This is a genomic window from Burkholderia sp. BE17 (assembly GCF_009362305.1).
Taxonomy (GTDB): Bacteria; Pseudomonadota; Gammaproteobacteria; order Burkholderiales; family Burkholderiaceae; genus Burkholderia; species Burkholderia pyrrocinia_C.
The window spans coordinates 126,256-145,933 of sequence record NZ_WHNU01000016.1 but is presented as its reverse complement, the minus strand read 5'-3'; the positions used below and the strand labels follow the sequence as shown (position 1 = coordinate 145,933).

Genomic DNA, 19,678 nt, shown 5'->3' with positions numbered 1-19,678 from the left:
TCGGCTTCGGCTTCGGCTTCGGCTTCGGCTTCGCAGCCTACCTTGCCGCGGGGTCTTCGGCCTGCCTCAGGCACGTCGTCACGCCGCGCCCGGCCCCTCCTCGTGCGCCGCCGGCAGCCGGATCGTCACGACCAGCCCCCCGCCCGCCGCATCGACAAGCGTCACGCTGCCCTGGTGCACGCGTGCGATTTCCCGCACGATCGACAACCCGAGCCCTGTCCCTTCCACCGTTTGCGTCTTGCTGCCGCGATGGAAGCGCTCGAACACCGCGTCGCGCTCGTCCGCCGGAATGCCCGGCCCGTTGTCGATCACGTCGAGCTGCGCCTGTTCGCCGTCGCGCGACACGCGCACCGTGATCACCGCGCGGTCGCCCGCATAGCGGATCGCGTTGTCGATCAGGTTGCCGATCATTTCGCCGAGCAGGTCGGACTGCCCGTGCACGCTGACGTCGGCCTCGTGCTCGAAGCCGAGATCGATGTCGCGCGCGCGTGCGACGGGCGACCAGTCGAGCGTCACGCTGCGCGCGACGCGATGCAGCGCGACCGGCTTGTGCGCGACCGCGTGGCCGCTGTCCGAATCGAGCCGCGACAGCGACAGCAGTTGCTGGACGATTTTCGCGGCCTGCCGCACCGCGCCGTTCGCGCGCCGCAGGTGCACGTCCGCGCGCGGCTGCTCGTCGGGCCGCAGCGCGAGCTCGACGCCGGCCTGTACGGCCGCGAGCGGCGTCTTCAGTTGATGGGCCGCATCGGCGAAGAAGCGGCGCCGCGCGACCTGCATCCGCTGCGTGCGGCCGATGTACTGGTTGATCGAATCGACGAGCGGCGCAAGCTCGCTCGGCATCGCGCCGGTGTCGAGCGGTGTCGGGTCGTCCTCGCTGCGCGCGGCGACCGTCGCCGACAGCCGGTTCAGCGGCCGCAGCCCGCGCCCGACGCCGAGCCACACGATCCCGAGCGCGAGCACGACGAGCAGCCCTTCCTGCAGCAGCGAACCCACCAGGATCTCGCGGGCGAGCGCCTGACGCGCCTCGATCGTCTCCCCGACCATCACCCACACGATGCGCGACTGCGCGGTCGGCACGTCGTGCACCGGTATGCGCAGCGCGGCCATCCGCAACTGCTCGCCGCGATAGACGACGTCGTAGTAGCGCGTGACGAACAGCGCGCCGTCGCCCGCGTCGCGCCCCTGCGGCGGCGGCAGGTCCGGGTAGCCGGTGATCGTGCGGCCGTTGTCCTCGCGGATCAGGTAGTAGATCTTGCCGCCGTCGCTCGATTCGAGCATTTCGAGCGCGAGATACGGCAGGTCGACCTCGATCTCGCCGTCGTTGAGCCGCACGCCTTCGCGGATCGACTTCAGCGACGACGACAGCGTGCGGTCGAACGCGACGTGCGCGGCGCTCATCGCGCGCTGGTACGTGAGCCACGAGTCGAGCGCGAGCAGGCCGAGCAACGGCAGCAGCAGCCACAGCGCGACCTGCGTGCGCAGGTTCGGACGGGTCACCATGGCTCCCGCCGGGCCGCCCCAAGGAAGCCATGCGCCCCCTTCGGGCGCAGCGAACGTGTCGATCCGGAGTTAGCGCCTTTGGCGCTTACTCCGGTCCCATGCAAAGCTGTCGATCCGGAGTAGCGCTTTAGCGCGTACTCCGGTCCCACGCAAAGCCAGTGAGCGTCGGGGTCGTAACTCATACTTCCTTCGCTTCGAGCAGATACCCGAGCCCGCGCAGCGTGACGATCGCGACGCCCGTGTTCTCGAGCTTCTTCCGCAGCCGGTACACGTAGATCTCGATCGCGTCGGCGTTGACCGACTCGTCGAGCCCGAAGATTTTCTCCGACAGCGTTTCCTTGTTGATCGCGCGGCCGTTACGCAGGATCAGCACCTCGAGCACCGAGCGCTCGCGCGGCGTGAGCGACAGCGGTTCTCCCGCGAGGTGGAAGCTGCGATCGATACTGTCATACGAAAGCGGCCCGCATTCGACTCGCGAGTGCTCGTGGCCGAGGCTGCGCCGGATCAGCGCGCGGGCGCGCGCTTCCAGTTCGGTCAGCTCGAACGGCTTCGCGAGATAGTCGTCGGCGCCAAGATCGAGCCCCTTCACGCGGTCCTCGACCGACCCGTGCGCGGTGAGAATCAGCACCGGCACCGGATTGCGCCGCGCGCGCAGCCGTCGCAGCACCTCCAGCCCGTCGAGCTTCGGCAGCCCGAGATCGAGGATCACCAGCGCGTAATCCTGCGTGCGCAGCACGTGGTCCGCCGCCTCCCCGTCCGCCATGTGATCGACCGCGAAGCGCGCGGCGCTCAGTGCGTCGTTCAGCGACTGGGCCAGGTTCGGATTGTCTTCGACGAGCAGCACACGCATGGGGACCTCGGGAAATCCATGACACAAAGGACGCTATTGTGAACCGAAATGAAAGCAGGCTGAAAGTACCCCGCAATTAACATCCGCGTCACTCGAACAACATCTATGGGTAACTGGAGGAAGACATGCCGTTTGCACCGAAGCACCTCGCCGCCGCGCTGGCGATCGCCCTGGGCACTGCCGCCGGCAGCGCCGTCGCGCAGGTTCCGGCCGGGTATCCGGGTAACTACCAGGGCGTGATCGACGCCGCGAAGAAGGAAGGCAAGCTGATCGTCTACTCGACGACCGACACGGGCCTCGTGCGTCCGCTGATCAAGGACTTCGAAAGCGTGTACGGCGTCAAGGTTGAGTACAACGACATGAACAGCACCGAGCTGTACAACCGCTACATCAGCGAGAACGCGGCGAGCAGCACCAGCGCCGACGTGCTGTGGAGCTCGGCGATGGACCTGCAGGTCAAGCTCGTCAACGACGGCCTGATGGCGTCCTACGATTCGCCCGAAAGCCCGAACGTGCCGCAATGGGCGCAATACCAGAAGCAGGCGTACGGCACGACCTTCGAGCCGCTCGCGATCGTCTACAACAAGCGCCTGATCCCCGAGAACGAAGTGCCGAAGACGCGCGCCGAGCTGATCAAGCTGCTCGCGTCGCAACCGGACAAGTTCAAGGGCAAGCTCACGACGTACGACGTCGAGAAATCCGGCGTCGGCTTCAATGCGCTGACGCAGGACGCGCACCTGAACGAGAAGGTCACGTGGGAACTCGTGAAGGCGATCGGCGCGACGGGCCCGAAGCTGCAGTCGAGCACCGGCGCGATGATGGAGCGCATCTCGTCGGGCGAGAACCTGATCGGCTACAACATCATCGGTTCGTACGCGTACGCGAAGGCGAAGAAGGACAAGTCCATCGGGTATGTGTTTCCGAAGGACTACACGCAGATCGTGAGCCGCCTCGCCACCATCTCGAAGAAGGCGAAAAACCCGAACGCCGCCAAGCTGTGGGTCGACTACCTGCTGTCGAACCGCGGCCAGACGCTGATCGCGAACCAGGCGAACCTGTACGCGATCCGCGCGGACGTCACCGGCGAAACGTCGGCCGCGAGCCTGTCGAAGGAGCTCGGCGATTCGCTGAAGCCGATCCAGATCGGCACCGGCCTGCTCGTCTATCTCGACCAGTCGAAGCGCCTTGCTTTCCTGAAGCAATGGCAGCAGTCGATCAAGCGCTGATCCGCTGACAGCGGGCCGCCCGCCACGCATCGCGCGGGCGGCCGCTTCCCCTCACCGACTTCCTAGAGGCGGCCATCCGGATGGCCGCAGGGGCGAACTCATGCTTTCAACCAGCACACGCTCAACGGCGCCGGCCGTTGCGCCCGCCACCGGCCAGCGCGGCGCGATTCCCGCGCTGCCGGTCAACAGCCTGCAGCCGCTCGCCGGCATGCTGCGCTGGATCGTCGTCGCGGTACTGACCGTCGCGGTCGCGCTGCCGCTCGGCTTCATCCTGTTCCAGAGCCTGCTGTCCGCGCCGTTCTTCGACGCGAACAAGACGCTCGGCATCGAAGGTTTCCGCTTCATCTTCAGCGATCCCGACTTCTGGTCGGCCGTGAAGAACTCGTTCATCATCGCCGGCGGGATGCTGTTCATCTCGATCCCGCTCGGCGGCATCCTCGCGTTCCTGATGGTGCGCACCGACCTGCCCGGCCGCCGCTGGCTCGAACCGCTGCTGCTCACGCCGGTGTTCGTGTCGCCGATGGTGCTCGCGTTCGGCTACGTGGTCGCGGCCGGCCCGGTCGGCTTCTACTCGGTATGGTTCAAGGAACTGTTCGGGGTGCAAAACGTGCCCTGGAACGTGTATTCGATCTTCGCGATCACGGTGATCGTCGGCCTCACGCACGTGCCGCACGTGTATCTGTATTCGTCGGCCGCGCTGCGCAACCTCGGCTCGGACGTCGAGGAAGCCGCGCGCGTGACGGGCGCCCGCCCGTTCCGCGTCGCGCTCGACGTGAGCCTGCCGATGACGATGCCCGCGCTGCTGTTCGCCGGCGTGCTGGTGTTCTTCCTCGGCTTCGAGGTGTTCGGGCTGCCGCTCGTGCTCGGCGATCCGGAAGGCCACCTCGTGCTCGCGACCTACCTGTACAAGCTGACCAACAAGCTCGGCGTGCCGTCGTACCACCTGATGGCCGCGGTCGCGGTGTGCATCGTCGCGATCACGTTCCCGCTCGTGCTGCTGCAGCGCCACCTGCTGAAAACCGCGAACCGCTTCGTCACCGTGAAGGGCAAGGCCGGCCGCGCGACGGTGCTGCCGCTCGGCGTGTGGCGCTGGGTCGCGCTCGCGATCGTCGCGCTGTGGCTGATGCTGACCGTGATCGTGCCGATCTCGGGCATCGTGCTGCGCGCGTTCGTGACCAACTGGGGCGAAGGCGTGGCGCTCGCCGAGGTGCTGACGCTGGCGAACTTCATCGAGCTGTTCGAGCAGGACAACCTGGTGCGCGCGATCGTCAACACGCTCGGCATCGGCGTGATCGGCGGCGCGCTCGCGGTCGGCTTCTACTCGCTCGTCGCATTCGCCGGCCACCGCCGCCCCGACTGGGCGACCAAGCTGCTCGACTATCTGGTGCTGCTGCCGCGCGCGGTGCCGGGCCTGCTCGCCGGTCTCGCGTTCCTGTGGATCTTCCTGTTCGTCCCCGGCCTGCGCGAGCTGAAGAACTCGATGTGGAGCATCTGGATCGCGTACACGGTCGTGTGGCTCGCATACGGGATGCGGCTCATCCAGAGCGCGCTGCTGCAGGTCGGCCCCGAGCTCGAGGAAGCCGGCCGCAGCGTCGGCGCGACGCGCAGTCGCGTGTCGCTCGACGTGACGCTGCCGCTCGTGCGCTTCGGCCTGCTCGCCGCGTGGCTGCTGATCTTCATGATCTTCGAGCGCGAATACTCGACGGCCGTCTACCTGCTGTCGCCCGGCACCGAAGTGATCGGCGCGCTGCTCGTGTCGCTGTGGGCGACCGGCGCCGTCGACCAGGTCGCCGCGCTTTCTGTCATCAACATCGCGATGGTCGGCGCCGGTCTCGGCGTGGCCCTGCGTTTCGGAGTGAAACTTCATGGATAAGCTCATCGTCGACGATTTGCATCTCAGCTACGGCGCCAATCCGATCCTCAAGGGCGTGTCGTTCGAACTGAAGGCCGGCGAAGTCGTGTGCCTGCTCGGCGCATCGGGCAGCGGCAAGACCACGCTGCTGCGCGCGGTGGCCGGCCTCGAACAGCCGTCCGACGGCCGCATCCAGCTCGACGACCGCGTGTTCTTCGACGGCGCGAAGCGCGTCGACCTGCCCGTCGAGCAGCGCTCGCTCGGCCTCGTGTTCCAGTCGTACGCGCTGTGGCCGCACCGCACCGTCGCCGAGAACGTCGGCTACGGGCTGAAGCTGCGCCGCGTCGCACCCGCCGAACAGAAGCGCCGCGTGCAGACCGCGCTCGACCAGCTCGGCCTCGGCCATCTCGCGGAACGCTTTCCGCATCAGTTGTCGGGCGGCCAGCAGCAGCGCGTCGCGATCGCACGCGCGCTCGTCTACAACCCGCCGGTGATCCTGCTCGACGAGCCGCTGTCGAACCTCGACGCGAAGCTGCGCGAGGAAGCGCGCGCGTGGCTGCGCGAGCTGATCGTGTCGCTCGGGCTGTCGGCACTGTGCGTGACGCACGACCAGACCGAGGCGATGGCGATGTCCGACCGCATCCTGCTGCTGCGCAACGGCCGCATCGAGCAGGAAGGCACGCCGGCCGAGCTGTACGGCGCGCCGCGCTCGCTGTACACGGCCGAATTCATGGGCAGCAACAACCGGATCGACGCACGCGTCGCCGCGATCGACGGCGAATGCGTGACGCTTGCCGGCGACGGCTGGGAAATCCGCGCGATGGCGCGCGACACATTCGCGCCGGGCCAGGACGCGCAGGCCGTGATCCGCCTCGAACGCGTGCAGGTCGCCGACGGCCCGGGCGCGAACCGGCTGCAGGCCGACCTCGTCACGTCGATGTATCTCGGCGATCGCTGGGAATACCTGTTCCATTGCGGCGACATGCGCCTGCGCGCGTTCGGCCACATGCCGCGCGCAGCCGGCAAGCACTGGCTCGAATTCCCGACCAACGACTGCTGGGCGTTCGCGAAAGCGGGCTGACCCGAGCGCGGCGGCCCGCGCGCCGCCGCGCCTGCACGCCGCGCACCGCGTGCATCGCGCCATGTGATGACATGCCGGTCCGGCGGACGTCTTCTGGCGTCCGCCGCAGCCTGTTGCGCACCGTACCTGTTTCACCCCACCCACAAGAAACCAAGGAGACACCGTCAATGAAGTCACGCGCAGAACGTTCGATTCGCACAGTAGTCCTCACGAGCTCGGCCGCCGCGGCCTGCATCGCCGCGCCCGCCGTGCATGCGCAGTCGTCCGTCACGATGTACGGGATCATGGATGCCGGCATCGAATACACGAACCACGCGGCGCCGGAAGGCGGCAGTTCGGTCAAGCTCAAGTCGGGCAACAAGAATACGTCGCGCTGGGGCTTGCGCGGCGTCGAGGATCTCGGCGGCGGGCTGAAGGCCGTGTTCCGCCTCGAAAGCGGGATCGACCTCGCGAACGGCGCGCTCGACGACGGCCCCGACTCGATCTTCGCGCGCCGCGCGACGATCGGCCTGAAGAGCAAATGGGGCGAACTCACGCTCGGCCGCAACTACACCGTCACCTACGACTACATGCTGCCGTTCGACCCGATGGGTTACGCGCAGAACTACTCGTGGGCCTCGTCGTCAATGGCGACGGGCGGCCGCAAGGACGGCATGTTCACGCGCTCGTCGAACGCGGTGCGCTACGACGGCGAATTCAGCGGCTTCAAGTTCGGCGCGCTGTACGGCTTCGGCAACGTGCCGGGCAGCGTGAAGACCAGCTCGAAATACGATTTCGCGCTCGGCTACGAGACCGGCCCGTTCGCGGCGGTGGTCACGTTCGACCGGCAGAACGGCGCGGCCGACAGCGTCACGCCGGCCGATACGGTCAACTACATCCAGGGCATCCACGCGGGCCTGAGCTACGACTTCGGCAACCTGAAGACGATGGCGGGTTATCGCAATTACAAACGCACGTTCCGCACGACGGCGGCGAACCAGTTGAGCGACATGGTCTGGGTCGGCGGGTCGTACCAGTTCACGCCGACGTTCTCGCTGATCGCGGCCGTCTATCACCAGAACATCAAGGGCGGCACCGACGCCGATCCGACGCTGGTGTCGCTGCGCGCGAACTACGCGCTGTCGAAGCGCACGGTGCTGTACGCGGCCGGCGCGTTCGCGATCGCGAAGCATGACCAGAAGGTCGGCGCGTCGCGCGATTTCGCGGGCTACGGCACGACGCAGGTCGGTGTCACGGCGGGGATTCAGCAGCGGTTCTGAGCCTGATGCGGCGGGGGGCGACGGGTGAGTTTCACCCGCGGCCGCCCTGATTTCCCCGCATGCGCGGCGGCATCAGGCGGTTCTGAGCCTGATGCAGTGGGTGGCGACGGGTGTGTTTCGCCCGCGACCGCCCTGCTTTCCCCGCATGCGCGGCGGCATCACGACGGATAGCCGGTTGTCGCCGCGCAGCTCGTTCATCGCGCCGAGCCAGCCCCACTGCGGTTCGGTCGCCGTTTACTCGCCGTGCATCGTGAACACCGTGCGCACGCGACTGTCTGTATCGCCCCAGTGTTCGCCGACAGCCGACAGCGGCACGGTGCGCGTCTCGATCGCCAGCCGCGCCGGGCCGGCCGCGTCGAACACGCCGCGCACCGAAGCCAGCAAACGCGGCAGCGGCACGCTGCCGAGGCCGCTGCCCATCAATTCGATTGCGGTTGCGCGCAACACTGCGCCCGGCAACAGCACGTCCGCGCCGCCGATCGAGCCGATTTGCACGAACCGCAGCCGGCGGCCATCGGGCGCCGCCTTCGCCGCGGCAACCAGCAGCGTCTGCGCGCTGGCACCCCACAGATAGTCGAGCACGACATCCACGCCCGCGCGCAAGTGCGGTTCGAGCGCACGCGCCAGATGCGCATCGTCCTGCTGCAGCGACACGACGGCGTCCGCGCCGGCGCTCAGCAAAGCGTCCAGCGCGACCGCGTTGCGGCCTGTCGCGATCACCTTCGCGGCACCGAGATGCTTCGCGATCCGCACCGCCAGCCGGCCCGACGTGCCCGTTGCGCCGTTGACCAGCACCGTCTCGCCCGCGACGAGCCGCGCACGTTCGGTCAGCGCGGCCCACGACGACATCCCGGGAATCGCGATCGCCGCGGCCGTGACGTCGTCGAGCCCGTCCGGCAGCGGCACGCACTGCGTGTCCGGCACGATCGTGCGCTCGGCCATCGCGCCGAACGGCGCGGGGGTGCCGAAGAAATAGACGCGCTTCCCGTCGTCGCGACGGCCCACACCGTCGACGCCGACGACGAACGGATAACGTCGATCCGACGAGTAATGCGTGCCGGACGCACGCCCCTGCGCGATCCAGCTCAGTGCGGACGCCGTCACGTCGATCAGGCTGTGGCCCGGCATCGCGTGCGGCGCATCGAATTCCATATGAACGGGACGCTCGCCGGCGCCCGTCACGACTGCTGCTTTCATGGTGACTCCTTGAATCGGGGATCTCGATCGACGGTTCCGGTGCGCATCAGCGGGCGTCGAGCCACGCGCGCAGCGCGGGATCGCGCACTTCCATCACGTCGAACAGGCCGATCGCGCGCAGCGCGGGCAACGCATCGATCGTGTCGGTTTCCGCGCGTGCCCGGTCGGCGGGTGTAGCGTCGGGATCGGTCAGCACGCGCGCGTTGACCAGAAACGCGCCGATGGTGCCCTTGCGGATCGTCGTTCCGCCGGCATCGATCCGGTCGGCATGGTCGGGAAGCATCTGTTCGGCTCGCATCGCGTCGTACTCCGGTTGTCATCGATGGACGCAGTGTAGGCATGCGAAGCCGGCCGATCTCCGGTATAACGGCCATTCGATACCGTTATCCGGCCATGTCCGATCCGCTCCTGCCCGCCCGCTTCATCACGTCCGACAATGGTCCGTTCGTCGTCGCGGCCGTCCTGTCGCAACGCGACCCGCGCATCACGCCGCCGCATGCGCATGCGCGCGGCCAGCTCGTCGGTGCGCTGAGCGGGCTTCTGACGATCGGTCTCGACGACCAGGACTGGGTCGTGCCGGCGATCCACGCAATCTGGATTCCGCCGCATTGCCGGCATTCGCTGCGCTCGTTCGGGCCGATTTCCGGCTGGTCGGCATTCGTCGCCGAAGCGCGCTGCGCGGCACTGCCGGATACGCCGCGCGCGATCCGTGCGTCGCCGCTGCTGCGCGAAGCCGTGCAGCGTGCGGCAAGCTGGGGCGATTCCGTACTGGATGCCGCGCAGACGCGGATCGCTGACGTGATCCTCGATGAAATCGCCGCGTCGGAGGTCGAAGCGCTGGGACTGATACGGCCGCAGGACCCGCGGCTCATGCGGATCACCGATGCGCTGGCCGCAAATCTCGCGGACAACAGGCGGCTTGAGGAACGGGCGGAATGGGCCGGCATCAGCGCACGAACGATGAGCCGCCGCTTCGTCGCCGAGACGGGGCTGACGTTCGCGCAGTGGCGTCAGCAGGCAAGGCTGCTGCGCGCGCTGGAGAAAATCGCGGATGGCGTGCCGGTGACGACGATCGCGCTCGATCTCGGGTACGACAACGTGAGCGCGTTCATCGACATGTTCCGGCGGGCGTTGGGGACGACGCCGGGGAGATATCCGGACGTAGCAAGATCAGCAGTCGGGACAGTGGGAAGTCAGTCGTAACCCATCCGCAGGGCTTGCGCCTGCGCACTCAATTCCGACATCACATCCGGGATTGCTTCACCGCTTGTTTCCCTGCAACGCGTCATGTCGATGGCTCGGACGTGCCAACGAGCCCCCGCCTCGCGATCAAGGATCGCGTTCGATTCGAGCGAGGCCATCCGGTCCCTTTGCGAAACCTTGTGCCGATGCTCCGATTCGTCAGGCAGTACGTCTACCTTGCTTGTCATACCCGTCACCACCCGTCGCTCAATACGTCGTGTCGCCATTCTTTTTCGCCGGTCGAGATACCTCCTTGAACTGCGCCGCCAACCGCTCCGCACTCCTCGCCAGCAGCGTCGTATCGACCCCGACCGCAACGAACAGCGCACCCGCTTCCAGATAGCGCCGCGCCGCCGCTTCATCCGCACTCAAAATACCGGGCGCCTTGCCGGCCGCCTTGATCGTCCGAATCGCGCCGTCGATCGCGGCCTGCACGTCCGGGTGCGCCGGATTGCCGAGATGCCCGAGATCGGCCGCCAGATCGGCCGGCCCGATGAACACCCCATCGACACCTTCGACCCGCGCAATCGCATCGATCGCATCGAGCCCCGCGCGCGTCTCGACCTGCACGAGCACGGCCATCTCGTCGTTCGCGCGGTGCAGGTAGTCGCCGACGCGATTCCATCGCGACGCACGCGCCAGCGCGCTGCCGACGCCGCGCATCCCGTGCGGCGGGTAACGCGTCGCGGCAACGGCCGCGCGCGCTTCGTCGACGCTCTGCACCATCGGTACCAGCAGCGTCTGCGCGCCGAGATCGAGCACCTGCTTGACGATCACCGGATCGTTCCACGGCACGCGCACGACCGGATGCGACGGATATGGCGCGATCGCCTGCAGTTGCGCGAGGATCGTCGGCACCGTGTTCGGCGCGTGCTCGCCGTCGATCAGCAGCCAGTCGAAACCGGCGCCCGCGACGACTTCGGCGCTGTACGGGTTTGCCAGCCCGAGCCACAGCCCGACCTGCGCGTCGCCGCGCGCGAGCGCGGCCTTGAAGACATTCGAAGGAATCTGCATCGCCCGCTCACTCGAAGTAGCACTGGATCGTCCCGAGCGGACCGTAGTCGACGCTGAACGTGTCGCCCGGCCGCGCCGCGCACGGCCGCGTGAACGAGCCGCCGAGCACGATCTGCCCGGGCTCCAGCGCGACGTCGAAGCGCGACAGACGATTCGCGAGCCACGCGACGCCGTTCGCCGGATGGTTCAGCACACCGGCCGCGACGCCCGTTTCCTCGACCACGCCGTTGCGCGACATGATCGCCGCAACCCAGCGCAGGTCGACGTCCTGCGGCTTCACCGGCCGCCCGCCGATCACGACGCCCGCGTTCGCCGCGTTGTCGGCGATCGTGTCGAACACCTTGCGCGGCCGTTTCGTATCGGGGTCGATCGACTGGCTGCGCGCATCGATGATCTCGAGCGCGGGCACGACGTAATCGACCGCGTCGTACACGTCGAAGATCGTGCAGTTCGGGCCCGAAAGCCGCTTCCCGAGCACGAACGCGAGTTCGACCTCGACGCGCGGCACGATGAAACGGCTGGTCGGGATCGTGCCGCCGTCCGCGAAGAACATGTCGTCGAGCAGCGCGCCGTAGTCGGGTTCGTCGATCTGCGACGTGTTCTGCATCGCCTTCGACGTGAGGCCGATCTTGTGCCCCTTCAGCGTGCGGCCTTCCGCGAGCTTGAGGGTCACCCACGCGCGCTGGATCGCGTATGCGTCGTCGATCGTGATGTCGGGATGGTCGAGCGAGATCTGGCGGATCTGCTTGCGCTCGCGCTCGGCGTCGTGCAGACGCTGCGCGAGCTGGTCGATGATGGCGGGTTCGAGCATGGTCGGATCGGGAATGGGGTCAGCCGGCCCGCTTGTAGCGGGCGTGGATGTTGTTGTGCTTGTACGAGCCGCTTTCGCTGAACTCGGTCAGCTCCATCGACAGCGCGAGATAGCGCTTCGCGTACAGCTCGGCGAAATGCGCCTTGATCGCGTCGAACAGCGCGTCGCACGCGGCTTTCTTCGTGTCGTCGCTGCGGCCCGAGCCGATCTTCAGCGTCACGTGGACGAACGCGTCGTCCTCCGTGCCGTCGGCGACGCAGTAGTCCTGCAGCTCGATCGCGCGCGAGCGGATGCCGCCGGTCGGGAACACGCCGCCCTGCGCGATCAGCGTCGCATTGATCGTGCGCAGCAGAGTGGGAATGCGCGCGTCGTCGCGGATGTTCGCGGTGTATTCGACGACGATGTGGGGCATGGCTAATCTCCTGTCGACCCGAGTTGGCGCGTTAGCGCTTATGTCGGATCAAGTTGGTGCTTCAGCACTTACTTTCGGACTCCAATCTTTGCAGTCGGAAGTCGGATGCGGGGCGGCAACGTTCACGGCAGCGGAAAGATCGCGTTGATCTGCCCCGTGCCCGAACTCGCGAAATAGTCGGTGACGATCTCGACGGGCTTGTCGTAACGATCCCAGCCGAGCAGGCCGAGCAGCATCGCCGTGTCGTGCATGCCGCCTTCGCCGTGGCAATGCGTGTTGTACTCGGGCAGCATCGCGCAGAACGTCTTGAAATCACCCTGCTTCCACAGCTCGACCACACGCAGGTCGACCTGCCGGAAGAATTCGCGGCTGATCTGGTGGATCGATTCCTCGGGGCTGCCGTTGTCGTTGAAGCGATGCGACAGCGAACCGCTCGCGAGGAACGCGACGTTCGAATCGCTCTTCTCGATCGCTTCGAGCAGCGCCTCGCCGAAACGGCGGCTTTCGTCGAGCGTGTGCCACATGCACCAGCCGGCGATCGACACGACCTTGAAGTGCCGGTCGCCGTTCATGTAGCGCATCGGCACGAGCGTGCCGTATTCGAGTTCGAGGCTGTCGATCTCGTGTGCGCGCGTCGCGATCCCGCGTGCGCTGGCCGTCTCGGCGATCAGCCGGCCGAGCGCCGGGTTGCCCGGATACGCGTACTGCATGTCGCGGATGAAATGCGGCAGCTCGTTGCTGGTGTACGTGCCGGCGAACCGCGCATTGCAGTTCACGTGATAACCCGCGTTGACGAGCCAGTGCACGTCCGACACGACGATCGTGTCGACGCCAAGCGCGCGGCAGCGCTCGCCGATCAGCCGATGGCCGCGGATCGCCGCTTCGCGGCAGCCGTGATGCCTGCCGGGCATTTCCGACAGGTACATCGACGGCACGTGCGTGATTTTCGCGGCGAGGGACAGTTTGCCCATCGTTAAGTCTCCATATCGTTCGTGCTTGCGGCGAAACGACCCGCGCCCGTCACACGCCCCAGCGCGGAATGTGATGCGAACCCATCGAGATGCACACGTTCTTGATCTCCGCGAACACTTCGAAACTGTACTCGCCGCCCTCGCGCCCGGTGCCCGATTCCTTCACGCCGCCGAACGGCTGGCGCAGGTCGCGCACGTTCTGGCTGTTCACGAACACCATCCCGGCCTCGATGCCGCGCGCGAGGCGATGCACCTTGCCGACGTCCTGCGTCCAGATGTATGACGCAAGGCCGTACGACGTGTCGTTCGCGAGCCGCAGCCCTTCCTCCTCGTCCTCGAACGGGATCAGGCACGCGACCGGCCCGAAGATCTCTTCCTGCGCGATACGCATCCGGTTGTCGACGTCGGCGAACACGGTCGGCCGCACGAAGTTGCCGTTGCGCAGATGGTCGGGCAGGCCCGCCGGCTTGTCCGCGCCGCCCGCGACCACGCGCGCGCCTTCCTGCTCGCCGATGCGGATGTAGCCCGTCACCTTCTCCCAGTGCTGGCGCGTGATCATCGCGCCGAGCTGCGTGGCCGGATCGGACGGATCGCCGACCACCAGATTGTTCGCGCGGCGCGAAAATTCCTGCACGAAGCGGTCGTAGATCCTGCGCTGCACGAAGATCCGCGAGCCCGCAGTGCAGCGTTCGCCGTTGATCGAGAAGATCGTGAACAGCGACGCATCGAGTGCACGGTCGAAATCCGCGTCGTCGAAAATCAGCACCGGCGACTTGCCGCCGAGCTCCATCGAATATTTCTTGAGGCCCGCGCGCTCCATGATCCGCTTGCCCGTGACCGTGCCGCCGGTAAACGACACCGCACGCACGTCCGGATGCCGCACCAGCGCGTCGCCGGCGGTCGCGCCGTAGCCCTGCACGACGTTCAGCACGCCGGGCGGAATGCCGGCTTCGAGCGCGAGCCGGCCGAGCTGGTCGGCCGTCAGCGGCGACAGCTCCGACATCTTCAACACGGCCGTGTTGCCGAGTGCGAGGCACGGCGCAGTCTTCCACGTGGCCGTCATGAACGGCACGTTCCACGGCGACACCAGCGCGCACACGCCGACCGGCTGGTACAGCGTGTAGTTCAGCATCTGGTCGTCGACCGGATAGGTACGCCCGTTCATCTGCACGCACACTTCCGCGAAGAAGTTGAAGTTCTCGGATGCGCGCGGAATCAGCTGCTTGCTCGTCTGCGCGATCGGCAGGCCGGTGTCCTGCGTCTCCAGCGCCGCAAGCATCGGCACGTTCTTCTCGATCAGCTCGCCGAGCTTGCGCATCAGTTTCGCGCGCTCCTTCGCGGGCGTATTCGCCCATTTCGGGAAGGCTTCCTTCGCCGCGCGCACCGCCGCGTCGACTTCGGCCTCGCCGGCCGACGCGACGTCGGTGATCACGTCGCCCGTCGTGGGATTCAGCGTCGTGAAGGTCTCGCGGCTCTCGACTTCGCGGCCGTCGATCCAGTGCTTGATGGTCATGGGTTCTCCTTGGGCGACGGGCTCAGCCGGCGCGATAGTAGTCTGCTTCGGCGACGATCGTGTTCATGAGCCTGCCGATCCCTTCGATTTCGGTCACGACCTCGTCGCCCGGCTGCGTGTCCGCCAGCCCCTCGGGCGTGCCGGTCAGGATCAGGTCGCCCGGCGAGAGCGTCATGAAGCTGCTGATGTGCTCGATCAGCGCCGGCACGTCGAAGATCATGTCGCGCGTGCTGCCGCGCTGCGTCTCCCGGCCGTTCACCGTCGTGCGCAGCGTCAGGTCGCCCGCGTCGCCGATCTCGTCGCGGCTGACCAACCACGGCCCGAGCGGCGTGCAGGTGTCGCGGTTCTTCACGCGCAGGTTCGGGCGGTAGTAGTTCTCCAGATAGTCGCGGATCGCGTAGTCGTTCGCGACCGTATAGCCGGCCACGTGGTCGATCGCCTGCGCACGGCTCACGTTGCGCGCGGGCCGGCCGATCACGACGGCCAGCTCGCACTCGTAGTGCATGTGCGTCGCATCCGCCGGACGCACGGTGCGCGACCGGTGGCCGATGAACGTGTTCGGCCCCTTCAGGAAGATCAGCGGCTCGCTCGGCGCCTTGAACGCGAGTTCCTTCGCGTGGTCGGCGTAGTTGAGGCCGAGCGCGAACGTCGTGCGCGGCGCGACGGGCGGCAGCCATGCGACCAGGTCCTCGGCAACCACGCGCCCCGTGTCGAGTCGGATCGCGCCGTCGCCGGCCGGTTCGGCCGCATGCAGTGCGCCGTTGTAGATCACGCGCGCCTTCTTCATCGTGTTTCCTCCGCAATCAGCGTGTGCCGCAGCGTGCCGATGCCGGCGGCGGCGATCTCGATCGTGCTGCCCGCGCGGGCGCGCGGTGCGCCGCCGGCAACGCCGAGCAGCAGCACATCGCCCGCGTCGAACGACATGAACGCCGTCACGTCGGCAATCAGTTCGCGCACCGGGCGAATCAGCGTCGAAGTCGACGCCGATGCAGCCACCTCGCCGTCGATCCGCACGGTCAGTGCGAGCGCGTCGACATCGGCCAGCGCGGCGGCCGGCACGATCGCCGGGCCCAGCGGGCAGAAACCGTCACGACACTTGAAGCGCACGGCCGGGCGGTAGTAATCGGGATGCGGCACCGACACGTCGCTCGCGAGCGTGAAGCCGTGCACGTAGTCGAGCGCCTGCGCGGCCGGCACGCGCGTGGCGCGCCGGGCGAACACGACGGCCACCGACGCGCCGATCTCCAGCGCATCGACGCCGGCCGGCACGACGACGGCCGCGCCGTCGGCCGCATGCGTGTTGGCCGGCTTGATGTAAAGGATCGGCGCCCGCGGCGGGCGGCCGTAAGGCGGTGCGTTCACCGCATCGCCGAGCGCGTCGAGCGCCGCGCGCTCGTTGAGCAGCGCACCGTAGACGGTACCGATGGCGACCGGCAGCGGCGGCGCCGCGGCGGTCGTGCAAGACAGCTCCATGCGTCATTCCCCTGCCGCGCGTCGCGGCGCATCGTCAATACTTAATATCTTAAGTAAACAATCGGGTGCTGACAACCTCGATTACCCTGATACGCGAAATTCACCACCTTCGGCTGTTAAGATTGATGCGTCCCCGTCCACTGCCCACCCCGATGAACCGTACGCTCGACCATCGCAACCTTGCCATGCTGCTGCTCGAGGCCCGCGAAACGCTGATGGGCCTGTTCCGCCCCATTCTCAAGGAATTCGCGCTGACCGAACAGCAATGGCGGATCATCCGCGTGCTCGACGGCGAACCGGCGCATGCACTCGAAGCGGGACAGATCGCGCGGCGCTGCTGCATCCTGAGCCCGAGCCTCACGGGCGTGCTGGAACGGATGGAACGCGACGGGCTGATCACGCGCACGCGCGCGCAGGAAGATCAGCGCCGGCTGCTGGTCAGCCTGACGCCGCAAAGCAAGAAGCTCGTCACGGAAATCGGTCCGCGCATCGACGAGCAATACCGGCAGCTCGAATCGCGCTTCGGCGAGGACGGCCTCGAAGACATCTACCGCGCGCTCGACCGGCTCATCGAACTCGGCGGCAACGCGTGACGATGGCGCCTGTTCCCGCCAGCCGCGGGAACAGGCGCCCGGTGCAGCGCGGGCGGTCAGTGCATCGCGCCGCGCATCAGCTCGGTCACGGCGACGCCGCGCGACGTGCGCATGCATTCCTCGACGTAATCGATGAACGGCAACGGCTCGAAATCGATTTCGTCGCGCACGCGGCTGTTGTCGAACACGCGATCGACCGTCGCGAATTCCGCGCAGCGCTGCAGTGCCCGGCCGATCACGCGCTCGAGCGCCGGATCGGGCCGCCCGAGCACGTCGCGCACCACCAGCGGCAGTTCGGCCGGCGCGCACGCCGCGTAGCGCGGCGCCCCCGTCATCCCCGCCGCCTCGTCCATCGCGCGCACGATCTGCGCGACCTGCGGCGCCTCGTCGCCGGCCGACACGTGATAGAGATCGTGCGCGAGCGCCGGCTTGACGGCCAGCAGCATCGTCGCGCGCGCCACGTCGTCCACCGACACGATGTCGATGCGCGTCATCGGCCGCGCTGTGAAGCGGCGCGCGGCATGCGCAAGGCGGAACATCCAGAACGAATTCGGCGCGGGCCGCGTGCCGAGCACCGTATGGCCGACGACATGCGACGGCCGCACGACGACGAGCGGCAGCCCGAGCGCGCGCAGGCGCTGCTCCGTTTCCGCCTTCGCATGCAGGTAGTCCGCCGCGAGCACCGCACCCGGCAGGCCTTCGCCGTCTTGCGCGACATCGTTCGCCGCGTCGTCCGCCACGACTTCTTCGTGCACGATGCCGCCGCGCCCCGCATGCGCATAGGCGGTGCCGACGTACACGAAGCGCTGCAGGCGCGGCGCCCGCGCGAAACGTTCGGCGAAGCGCAATGAATCGGCGATGTCCGCCTGCAGGTGCGCGCCGTCGGCCGGCGACGCATGACCGGCGCAGTGGATCACGTGCGTCGCGCCGGCGAGGCGCGGCGCGTCGGCGCCCTGCCACACGTCGCCGAGCGCGCCGACGATCACGTTCGCGTCGGTCAGGCGCGACGCCCAGTACGGCGCGAGCCCCGCGCGCAGCGCCGCTTCGCGCAGCCGCGCGACGGCATGGCCGCGGTCCTGCGCGCGCACGACGCACACGATGCGTTCGAGCAACCCCGCGTTGACGAGCGCCGTCAGCACGGTGCTGCCGATGAAGCCGGTCGCGCCGGTCAGCACCAGCCGTCCGACGTTCGCCGCCGCGACCGGTGCGCTGGCCGGCGACACGAGGCTCGTCCGCCAGTTGAGCGACAACGCGGTTTTCCAGATCAGCACGATAGTCTCCTTCGAAGAGTCGGCCGGGCGGCGCGGCGCCCGCGGTTGCGGGCTGCGCACGGCTCACCGGCCGGGCCGGGGCCGACGCGCGCCCCGGCTGTCCCGATCGGGCATGCGGCCCGCGATCGCGTCGATCGCACCTCTGGCACGAGGCGGCGGCAGCCGCCGAGGACGGGCGTCCGCGGCACAGGATCGGGAAGTTCCCAGTGTGGGGCCCGATCGCGTGCAAGTCTGTCCCGAAAGTTTCGTGAAAGTGTGCCGATTTGTGCGCGATTGTCGGAGTGTGTCGTTCCGGCCGCGCCGTCAAAACGCTGAAACATCGGGTCGGACCGCATCCCGGCGGTGCCGGATTGCGGCGATCGGCCCGGTTCTGGCGGCGGCCCGCGCGCGACAGATCGACGCGCCCCCGGCCATGTCATCCCATGTCTCGAACGTCACCGATGCGCGCGTCGACACCGCAAGCGCCGATGCCACGTGCGTTTGCGCGCGCCGCCGAAATGTCCGTGAATCGTCAGACGTCGTTTCATCTGAAACCGCAATGGACTCAGTATCGATTTATTGCGGATTATCACTTGCGTTTCACACCAGTCTATCTAGACTGTTCAAGTCCAAACGGTCAAATTCGTCCTTTTTTTTCAGGAGACGATCCAATGCGCCTCACCATTCGAATTAATGGCAGCGAATCGACAACCCGGCAATCCTTCGCGGTACTGTGGGTGGATACCGACGAGGGACTGTGGTCGCGTGAGGCACATCAGGGCATCGATCTTCCGACTTGGGGCAAGGTTCGCGACGTCGAGGGCGCGATGGCGCTCTGCGCGGCCGACGGCGGGAAAGCCGTATGCCAGTTGAAGGGGCTGTCGTTCGGTGCGACGCAGCGCGAACAGGGCCCCGCCGTGCTCGCAGGCAATCACGCGGGCGCGTGGCGGCTGCAGGCCGTCGATCGCTGCACGACCCAGCCGGAATACCGGGAATTCATTTCCGTTGCTCGATAGAAAATTTTTTACATAAATCGTCTGCGGTTTTCGGGTTTATTCCAGTTTCAGCGATAGTCATTTCGATATTCAGCATTAACGGCGCCTCATTCTGGGGCGCTTTTTATTTTTCGCCATTAAAGAAATAACCGAGGGCCGGGCAATTGATCGCATGCCGGCGACGGCCGCGATCGACCGGTAGCGGATACCGCACGCCCGGATCGACACGCCGCCGATCGCCCTCCGATCTTCGTCTGCGGCAGCGGCGAAAATCCGCCCGCGCTCCGCCTTTCCAGCCCCCTTTTCAGCGCCTTTCCTGACGCCCGCCGCCCGCCTTTTCGTGGGGCCGGAACATACTTTCCCCACACGACGTTTACCCATTTATTACAATCGCATTATTCAGACTGACCTGCCGCCGTCCGGCGGCCCGACCCGGCCA

Annotated in this window: 20 protein-coding genes; 7 read left to right on the top strand and 13 right to left on the bottom strand. The window is 67.2% G+C overall.

Annotated elements, in window-relative coordinates; genetic code table 11:
* Positions 1 to 78 precede the first annotated feature (78 nt).
* Positions 79 to 1,500 (bottom strand): sensor histidine kinase, encoded by a 1,422-nt coding sequence (locus GD429_RS16060; protein WP_152857786.1) that lies wholly within the window; start codon positions 1,498 to 1,500, stop codon positions 79 to 81.
* A gap of 178 nt (positions 1,501 to 1,678) precedes the next feature.
* On the bottom strand, positions 1,679 to 2,350 hold the full coding sequence (locus GD429_RS16055) for a response regulator (protein WP_034179665.1): 672 nt from the start codon (positions 2,348 to 2,350) through the stop codon (positions 1,679 to 1,681).
* Between the two features lie 125 nt (positions 2,351 to 2,475).
* On the opposite strand from GD429_RS16055, the gene GD429_RS16050 reads away from it, so the two are divergent.
* From GD429_RS16050 to GD429_RS16035, 4 genes are all read left to right on the top strand, one after another.
* Positions 2,476 to 3,576: an ABC transporter substrate-binding protein gene (locus GD429_RS16050; RefSeq protein WP_152857785.1), complete on the top strand. Its 1,101-nt coding sequence runs from the start codon at positions 2,476 to 2,478 to the stop codon at positions 3,574 to 3,576.
* Positions 3,577 to 3,676: 100 nt separating this feature from the next.
* Entirely contained in the window at positions 3,677 to 5,449 is a 1,773-nt protein-coding gene (locus GD429_RS16045) for an ABC transporter permease (RefSeq protein ID WP_152857784.1), read from the top strand.
* Entirely contained in the window at positions 5,442 to 6,509 is a 1,068-nt protein-coding gene (locus GD429_RS16040; RefSeq protein WP_152857783.1) for an ABC transporter ATP-binding protein, read from the top strand. Before GD429_RS16045 ends, GD429_RS16040 begins: the two co-directional genes overlap by 8 nt.
* 167 nt (positions 6,510 to 6,676) lie before the next feature.
* Positions 6,677 to 7,768 carry a porin gene (locus GD429_RS16035; RefSeq protein WP_152857782.1) on the top strand — a complete coding sequence of 364 codons (1,092 nt, stop codon included), beginning with the start codon at positions 6,677 to 6,679 and terminating at the stop codon, positions 7,766 to 7,768.
* A 234-nt stretch (positions 7,769 to 8,002) separates the two neighbouring features.
* Here GD429_RS16035 and GD429_RS16030 read toward each other — a convergent pair whose 3' ends face one another.
* Positions 8,003 to 8,965 (bottom strand): quinone oxidoreductase family protein, encoded by a 963-nt coding sequence (locus GD429_RS16030; protein ID WP_152857781.1) that lies wholly within the window; start codon positions 8,963 to 8,965, stop codon positions 8,003 to 8,005.
* Positions 8,966 to 9,011: 46 nt separating this feature from the next.
* On the bottom strand, positions 9,012 to 9,263 hold the full coding sequence (locus GD429_RS16025; protein WP_152857780.1) for a hypothetical protein: 252 nt from the start codon (positions 9,261 to 9,263) through the stop codon (positions 9,012 to 9,014).
* Between the two features lie 95 nt (positions 9,264 to 9,358).
* On the opposite strand from GD429_RS16025, the gene GD429_RS16020 reads away from it, so the two are divergent.
* Positions 9,359 to 10,168, top strand: coding sequence for an AraC family transcriptional regulator (locus GD429_RS16020; RefSeq protein ID WP_152857779.1), 810 nt, complete (start codon positions 9,359 to 9,361; stop codon positions 10,166 to 10,168).
* On the opposite strand, the gene GD429_RS16015 is transcribed toward GD429_RS16020, so the two are convergent.
* The 8 genes from GD429_RS16015 to GD429_RS15980 form a co-directional block, all read right to left on the bottom strand.
* Positions 10,159 to 10,395 carry a hypothetical protein gene (locus GD429_RS16015; RefSeq protein ID WP_152857778.1) on the bottom strand — a complete coding sequence of 79 codons (237 nt, stop codon included), beginning with the start codon at positions 10,393 to 10,395 and terminating at the stop codon, positions 10,159 to 10,161. The two genes, GD429_RS16020 and GD429_RS16015, sit on opposite strands and share 10 nt — an antisense overlap.
* Before the next feature lie 19 nt (positions 10,396 to 10,414).
* The gene (hpaI, locus tag GD429_RS16010; protein WP_152857777.1) at positions 10,415 to 11,221 is read right to left on the bottom strand and encodes a 4-hydroxy-2-oxoheptanedioate aldolase; all 807 of its coding nucleotides are present in this window, start codon (positions 11,219 to 11,221) and stop codon (positions 10,415 to 10,417) included.
* Positions 11,222 to 11,228: 7 nt separating this feature from the next.
* Positions 11,229 to 12,032: a 2-oxo-hept-4-ene-1,7-dioate hydratase gene (gene hpaH / locus GD429_RS16005; RefSeq protein WP_152857776.1), complete on the bottom strand. Its 804-nt coding sequence runs from the start codon at positions 12,030 to 12,032 to the stop codon at positions 11,229 to 11,231.
* A gap of 19 nt (positions 12,033 to 12,051) precedes the next feature.
* Positions 12,052 to 12,444, bottom strand: a complete 393-nt coding sequence (locus GD429_RS16000) for a 5-carboxymethyl-2-hydroxymuconate Delta-isomerase (protein ID WP_152857775.1) — start codon at positions 12,442 to 12,444, stop codon at positions 12,052 to 12,054.
* Positions 12,445 to 12,566: 122 nt separating this feature from the next.
* The gene (hpaD, locus tag GD429_RS15995; protein ID WP_152857774.1) at positions 12,567 to 13,415 is read right to left on the bottom strand and encodes a 3,4-dihydroxyphenylacetate 2,3-dioxygenase; all 849 of its coding nucleotides are present in this window, start codon (positions 13,413 to 13,415) and stop codon (positions 12,567 to 12,569) included.
* Positions 13,416 to 13,464: 49 nt separating this feature from the next.
* Complete coding sequence (gene hpaE, locus GD429_RS15990; protein WP_152857773.1) at positions 13,465 to 14,928, bottom strand: 5-carboxymethyl-2-hydroxymuconate semialdehyde dehydrogenase; 1,464 nt, start codon at positions 14,926 to 14,928, stop codon at positions 13,465 to 13,467.
* A gap of 22 nt (positions 14,929 to 14,950) precedes the next feature.
* Positions 14,951 to 15,715: a fumarylacetoacetate hydrolase family protein gene (locus GD429_RS15985; protein ID WP_152857772.1), complete on the bottom strand. Its 765-nt coding sequence runs from the start codon at positions 15,713 to 15,715 to the stop codon at positions 14,951 to 14,953.
* Positions 15,712 to 16,401, bottom strand: a complete 690-nt coding sequence (locus tag GD429_RS15980) for a fumarylacetoacetate hydrolase family protein (protein ID WP_152857771.1) — start codon at positions 16,399 to 16,401, stop codon at positions 15,712 to 15,714. Before GD429_RS15980 ends, GD429_RS15985 begins: the two co-directional genes overlap by 4 nt.
* Before the next feature lie 152 nt (positions 16,402 to 16,553).
* Between GD429_RS15980 and hpaR the strand changes: the two genes are divergently transcribed.
* On the top strand, positions 16,554 to 16,994 hold the full coding sequence (gene hpaR / locus GD429_RS15975; RefSeq protein WP_152857770.1) for a homoprotocatechuate degradation operon regulator HpaR: 441 nt from the start codon (positions 16,554 to 16,556) through the stop codon (positions 16,992 to 16,994).
* A gap of 56 nt (positions 16,995 to 17,050) precedes the next feature.
* Here the strand turns inward: hpaR and GD429_RS15970 are convergent, their stop codons facing one another.
* Positions 17,051 to 18,265, bottom strand: coding sequence for an SDR family oxidoreductase (locus GD429_RS15970; RefSeq protein ID WP_321574643.1), 1,215 nt, complete (start codon positions 18,263 to 18,265; stop codon positions 17,051 to 17,053).
* Between the two features lie 650 nt (positions 18,266 to 18,915).
* On the opposite strand from GD429_RS15970, the gene GD429_RS15965 reads away from it, so the two are divergent.
* Entirely contained in the window at positions 18,916 to 19,260 is a 345-nt protein-coding gene (locus GD429_RS15965; RefSeq protein WP_152857769.1) for a DUF3564 family protein, read from the top strand.
* Positions 19,261 to 19,678 lie beyond the last annotated feature (418 nt).

What these genes read in the sequence shown, in the direction of transcription:
- GD429_RS16060 (WP_152857786.1), bottom strand. Translation starts at nt 1,500, where the DNA reads ATGGTGACCCGTCCGAACCTGCGCACGCAGGTCGCGCTGTGGCTGCTG.
- GD429_RS16055 (WP_034179665.1), bottom strand. Translation starts at nt 2,350, where the DNA reads ATGCGTGTGCTGCTCGTCGAAGACAATCCGAACCTGGCCCAGTCGCTG.
- GD429_RS16050 (WP_152857785.1), top strand. Translation starts at nt 2,476, where the DNA reads ATGCCGTTTGCACCGAAGCACCTCGCCGCCGCGCTGGCGATCGCCCTG.
- GD429_RS16045 (WP_152857784.1), top strand. Translation starts at nt 3,677, where the DNA reads ATGCTTTCAACCAGCACACGCTCAACGGCGCCGGCCGTTGCGCCCGCC.
- GD429_RS16040 (WP_152857783.1), top strand. Translation starts at nt 5,442, where the DNA reads ATGGATAAGCTCATCGTCGACGATTTGCATCTCAGCTACGGCGCCAAT.
- GD429_RS16035 (WP_152857782.1), top strand. Translation starts at nt 6,677, where the DNA reads ATGAAGTCACGCGCAGAACGTTCGATTCGCACAGTAGTCCTCACGAGC.
- GD429_RS16030 (WP_152857781.1), bottom strand. Translation starts at nt 8,965, where the DNA reads ATGAAAGCAGCAGTCGTGACGGGCGCCGGCGAGCGTCCCGTTCATATG.
- GD429_RS16025 (WP_152857780.1), bottom strand. Translation starts at nt 9,263, where the DNA reads ATGCGAGCCGAACAGATGCTTCCCGACCATGCCGACCGGATCGATGCC.
- GD429_RS16020 (WP_152857779.1), top strand. Translation starts at nt 9,359, where the DNA reads ATGTCCGATCCGCTCCTGCCCGCCCGCTTCATCACGTCCGACAATGGT.
- GD429_RS16015 (WP_152857778.1), bottom strand. Translation starts at nt 10,395, where the DNA reads ATGACAAGCAAGGTAGACGTACTGCCTGACGAATCGGAGCATCGGCAC.
- hpaI (WP_152857777.1), bottom strand. Translation starts at nt 11,221, where the DNA reads ATGCAGATTCCTTCGAATGTCTTCAAGGCCGCGCTCGCGCGCGGCGAC.
- hpaH (WP_152857776.1), bottom strand. Translation starts at nt 12,032, where the DNA reads ATGCTCGAACCCGCCATCATCGACCAGCTCGCGCAGCGTCTGCACGAC.
- GD429_RS16000 (WP_152857775.1), bottom strand. Translation starts at nt 12,444, where the DNA reads ATGCCCCACATCGTCGTCGAATACACCGCGAACATCCGCGACGACGCG.
- hpaD (WP_152857774.1), bottom strand. Translation starts at nt 13,415, where the DNA reads ATGGGCAAACTGTCCCTCGCCGCGAAAATCACGCACGTGCCGTCGATG.
- hpaE (WP_152857773.1), bottom strand. Translation starts at nt 14,928, where the DNA reads ATGACCATCAAGCACTGGATCGACGGCCGCGAAGTCGAGAGCCGCGAG.
- GD429_RS15985 (WP_152857772.1), bottom strand. Translation starts at nt 15,715, where the DNA reads ATGAAGAAGGCGCGCGTGATCTACAACGGCGCACTGCATGCGGCCGAA.
- GD429_RS15980 (WP_152857771.1), bottom strand. Translation starts at nt 16,401, where the DNA reads ATGGAGCTGTCTTGCACGACCGCCGCGGCGCCGCCGCTGCCGGTCGCC.
- hpaR (WP_152857770.1), top strand. Translation starts at nt 16,554, where the DNA reads ATGAACCGTACGCTCGACCATCGCAACCTTGCCATGCTGCTGCTCGAG.
- GD429_RS15965 (WP_152857769.1), top strand. Translation starts at nt 18,916, where the DNA reads ATGCGCCTCACCATTCGAATTAATGGCAGCGAATCGACAACCCGGCAA.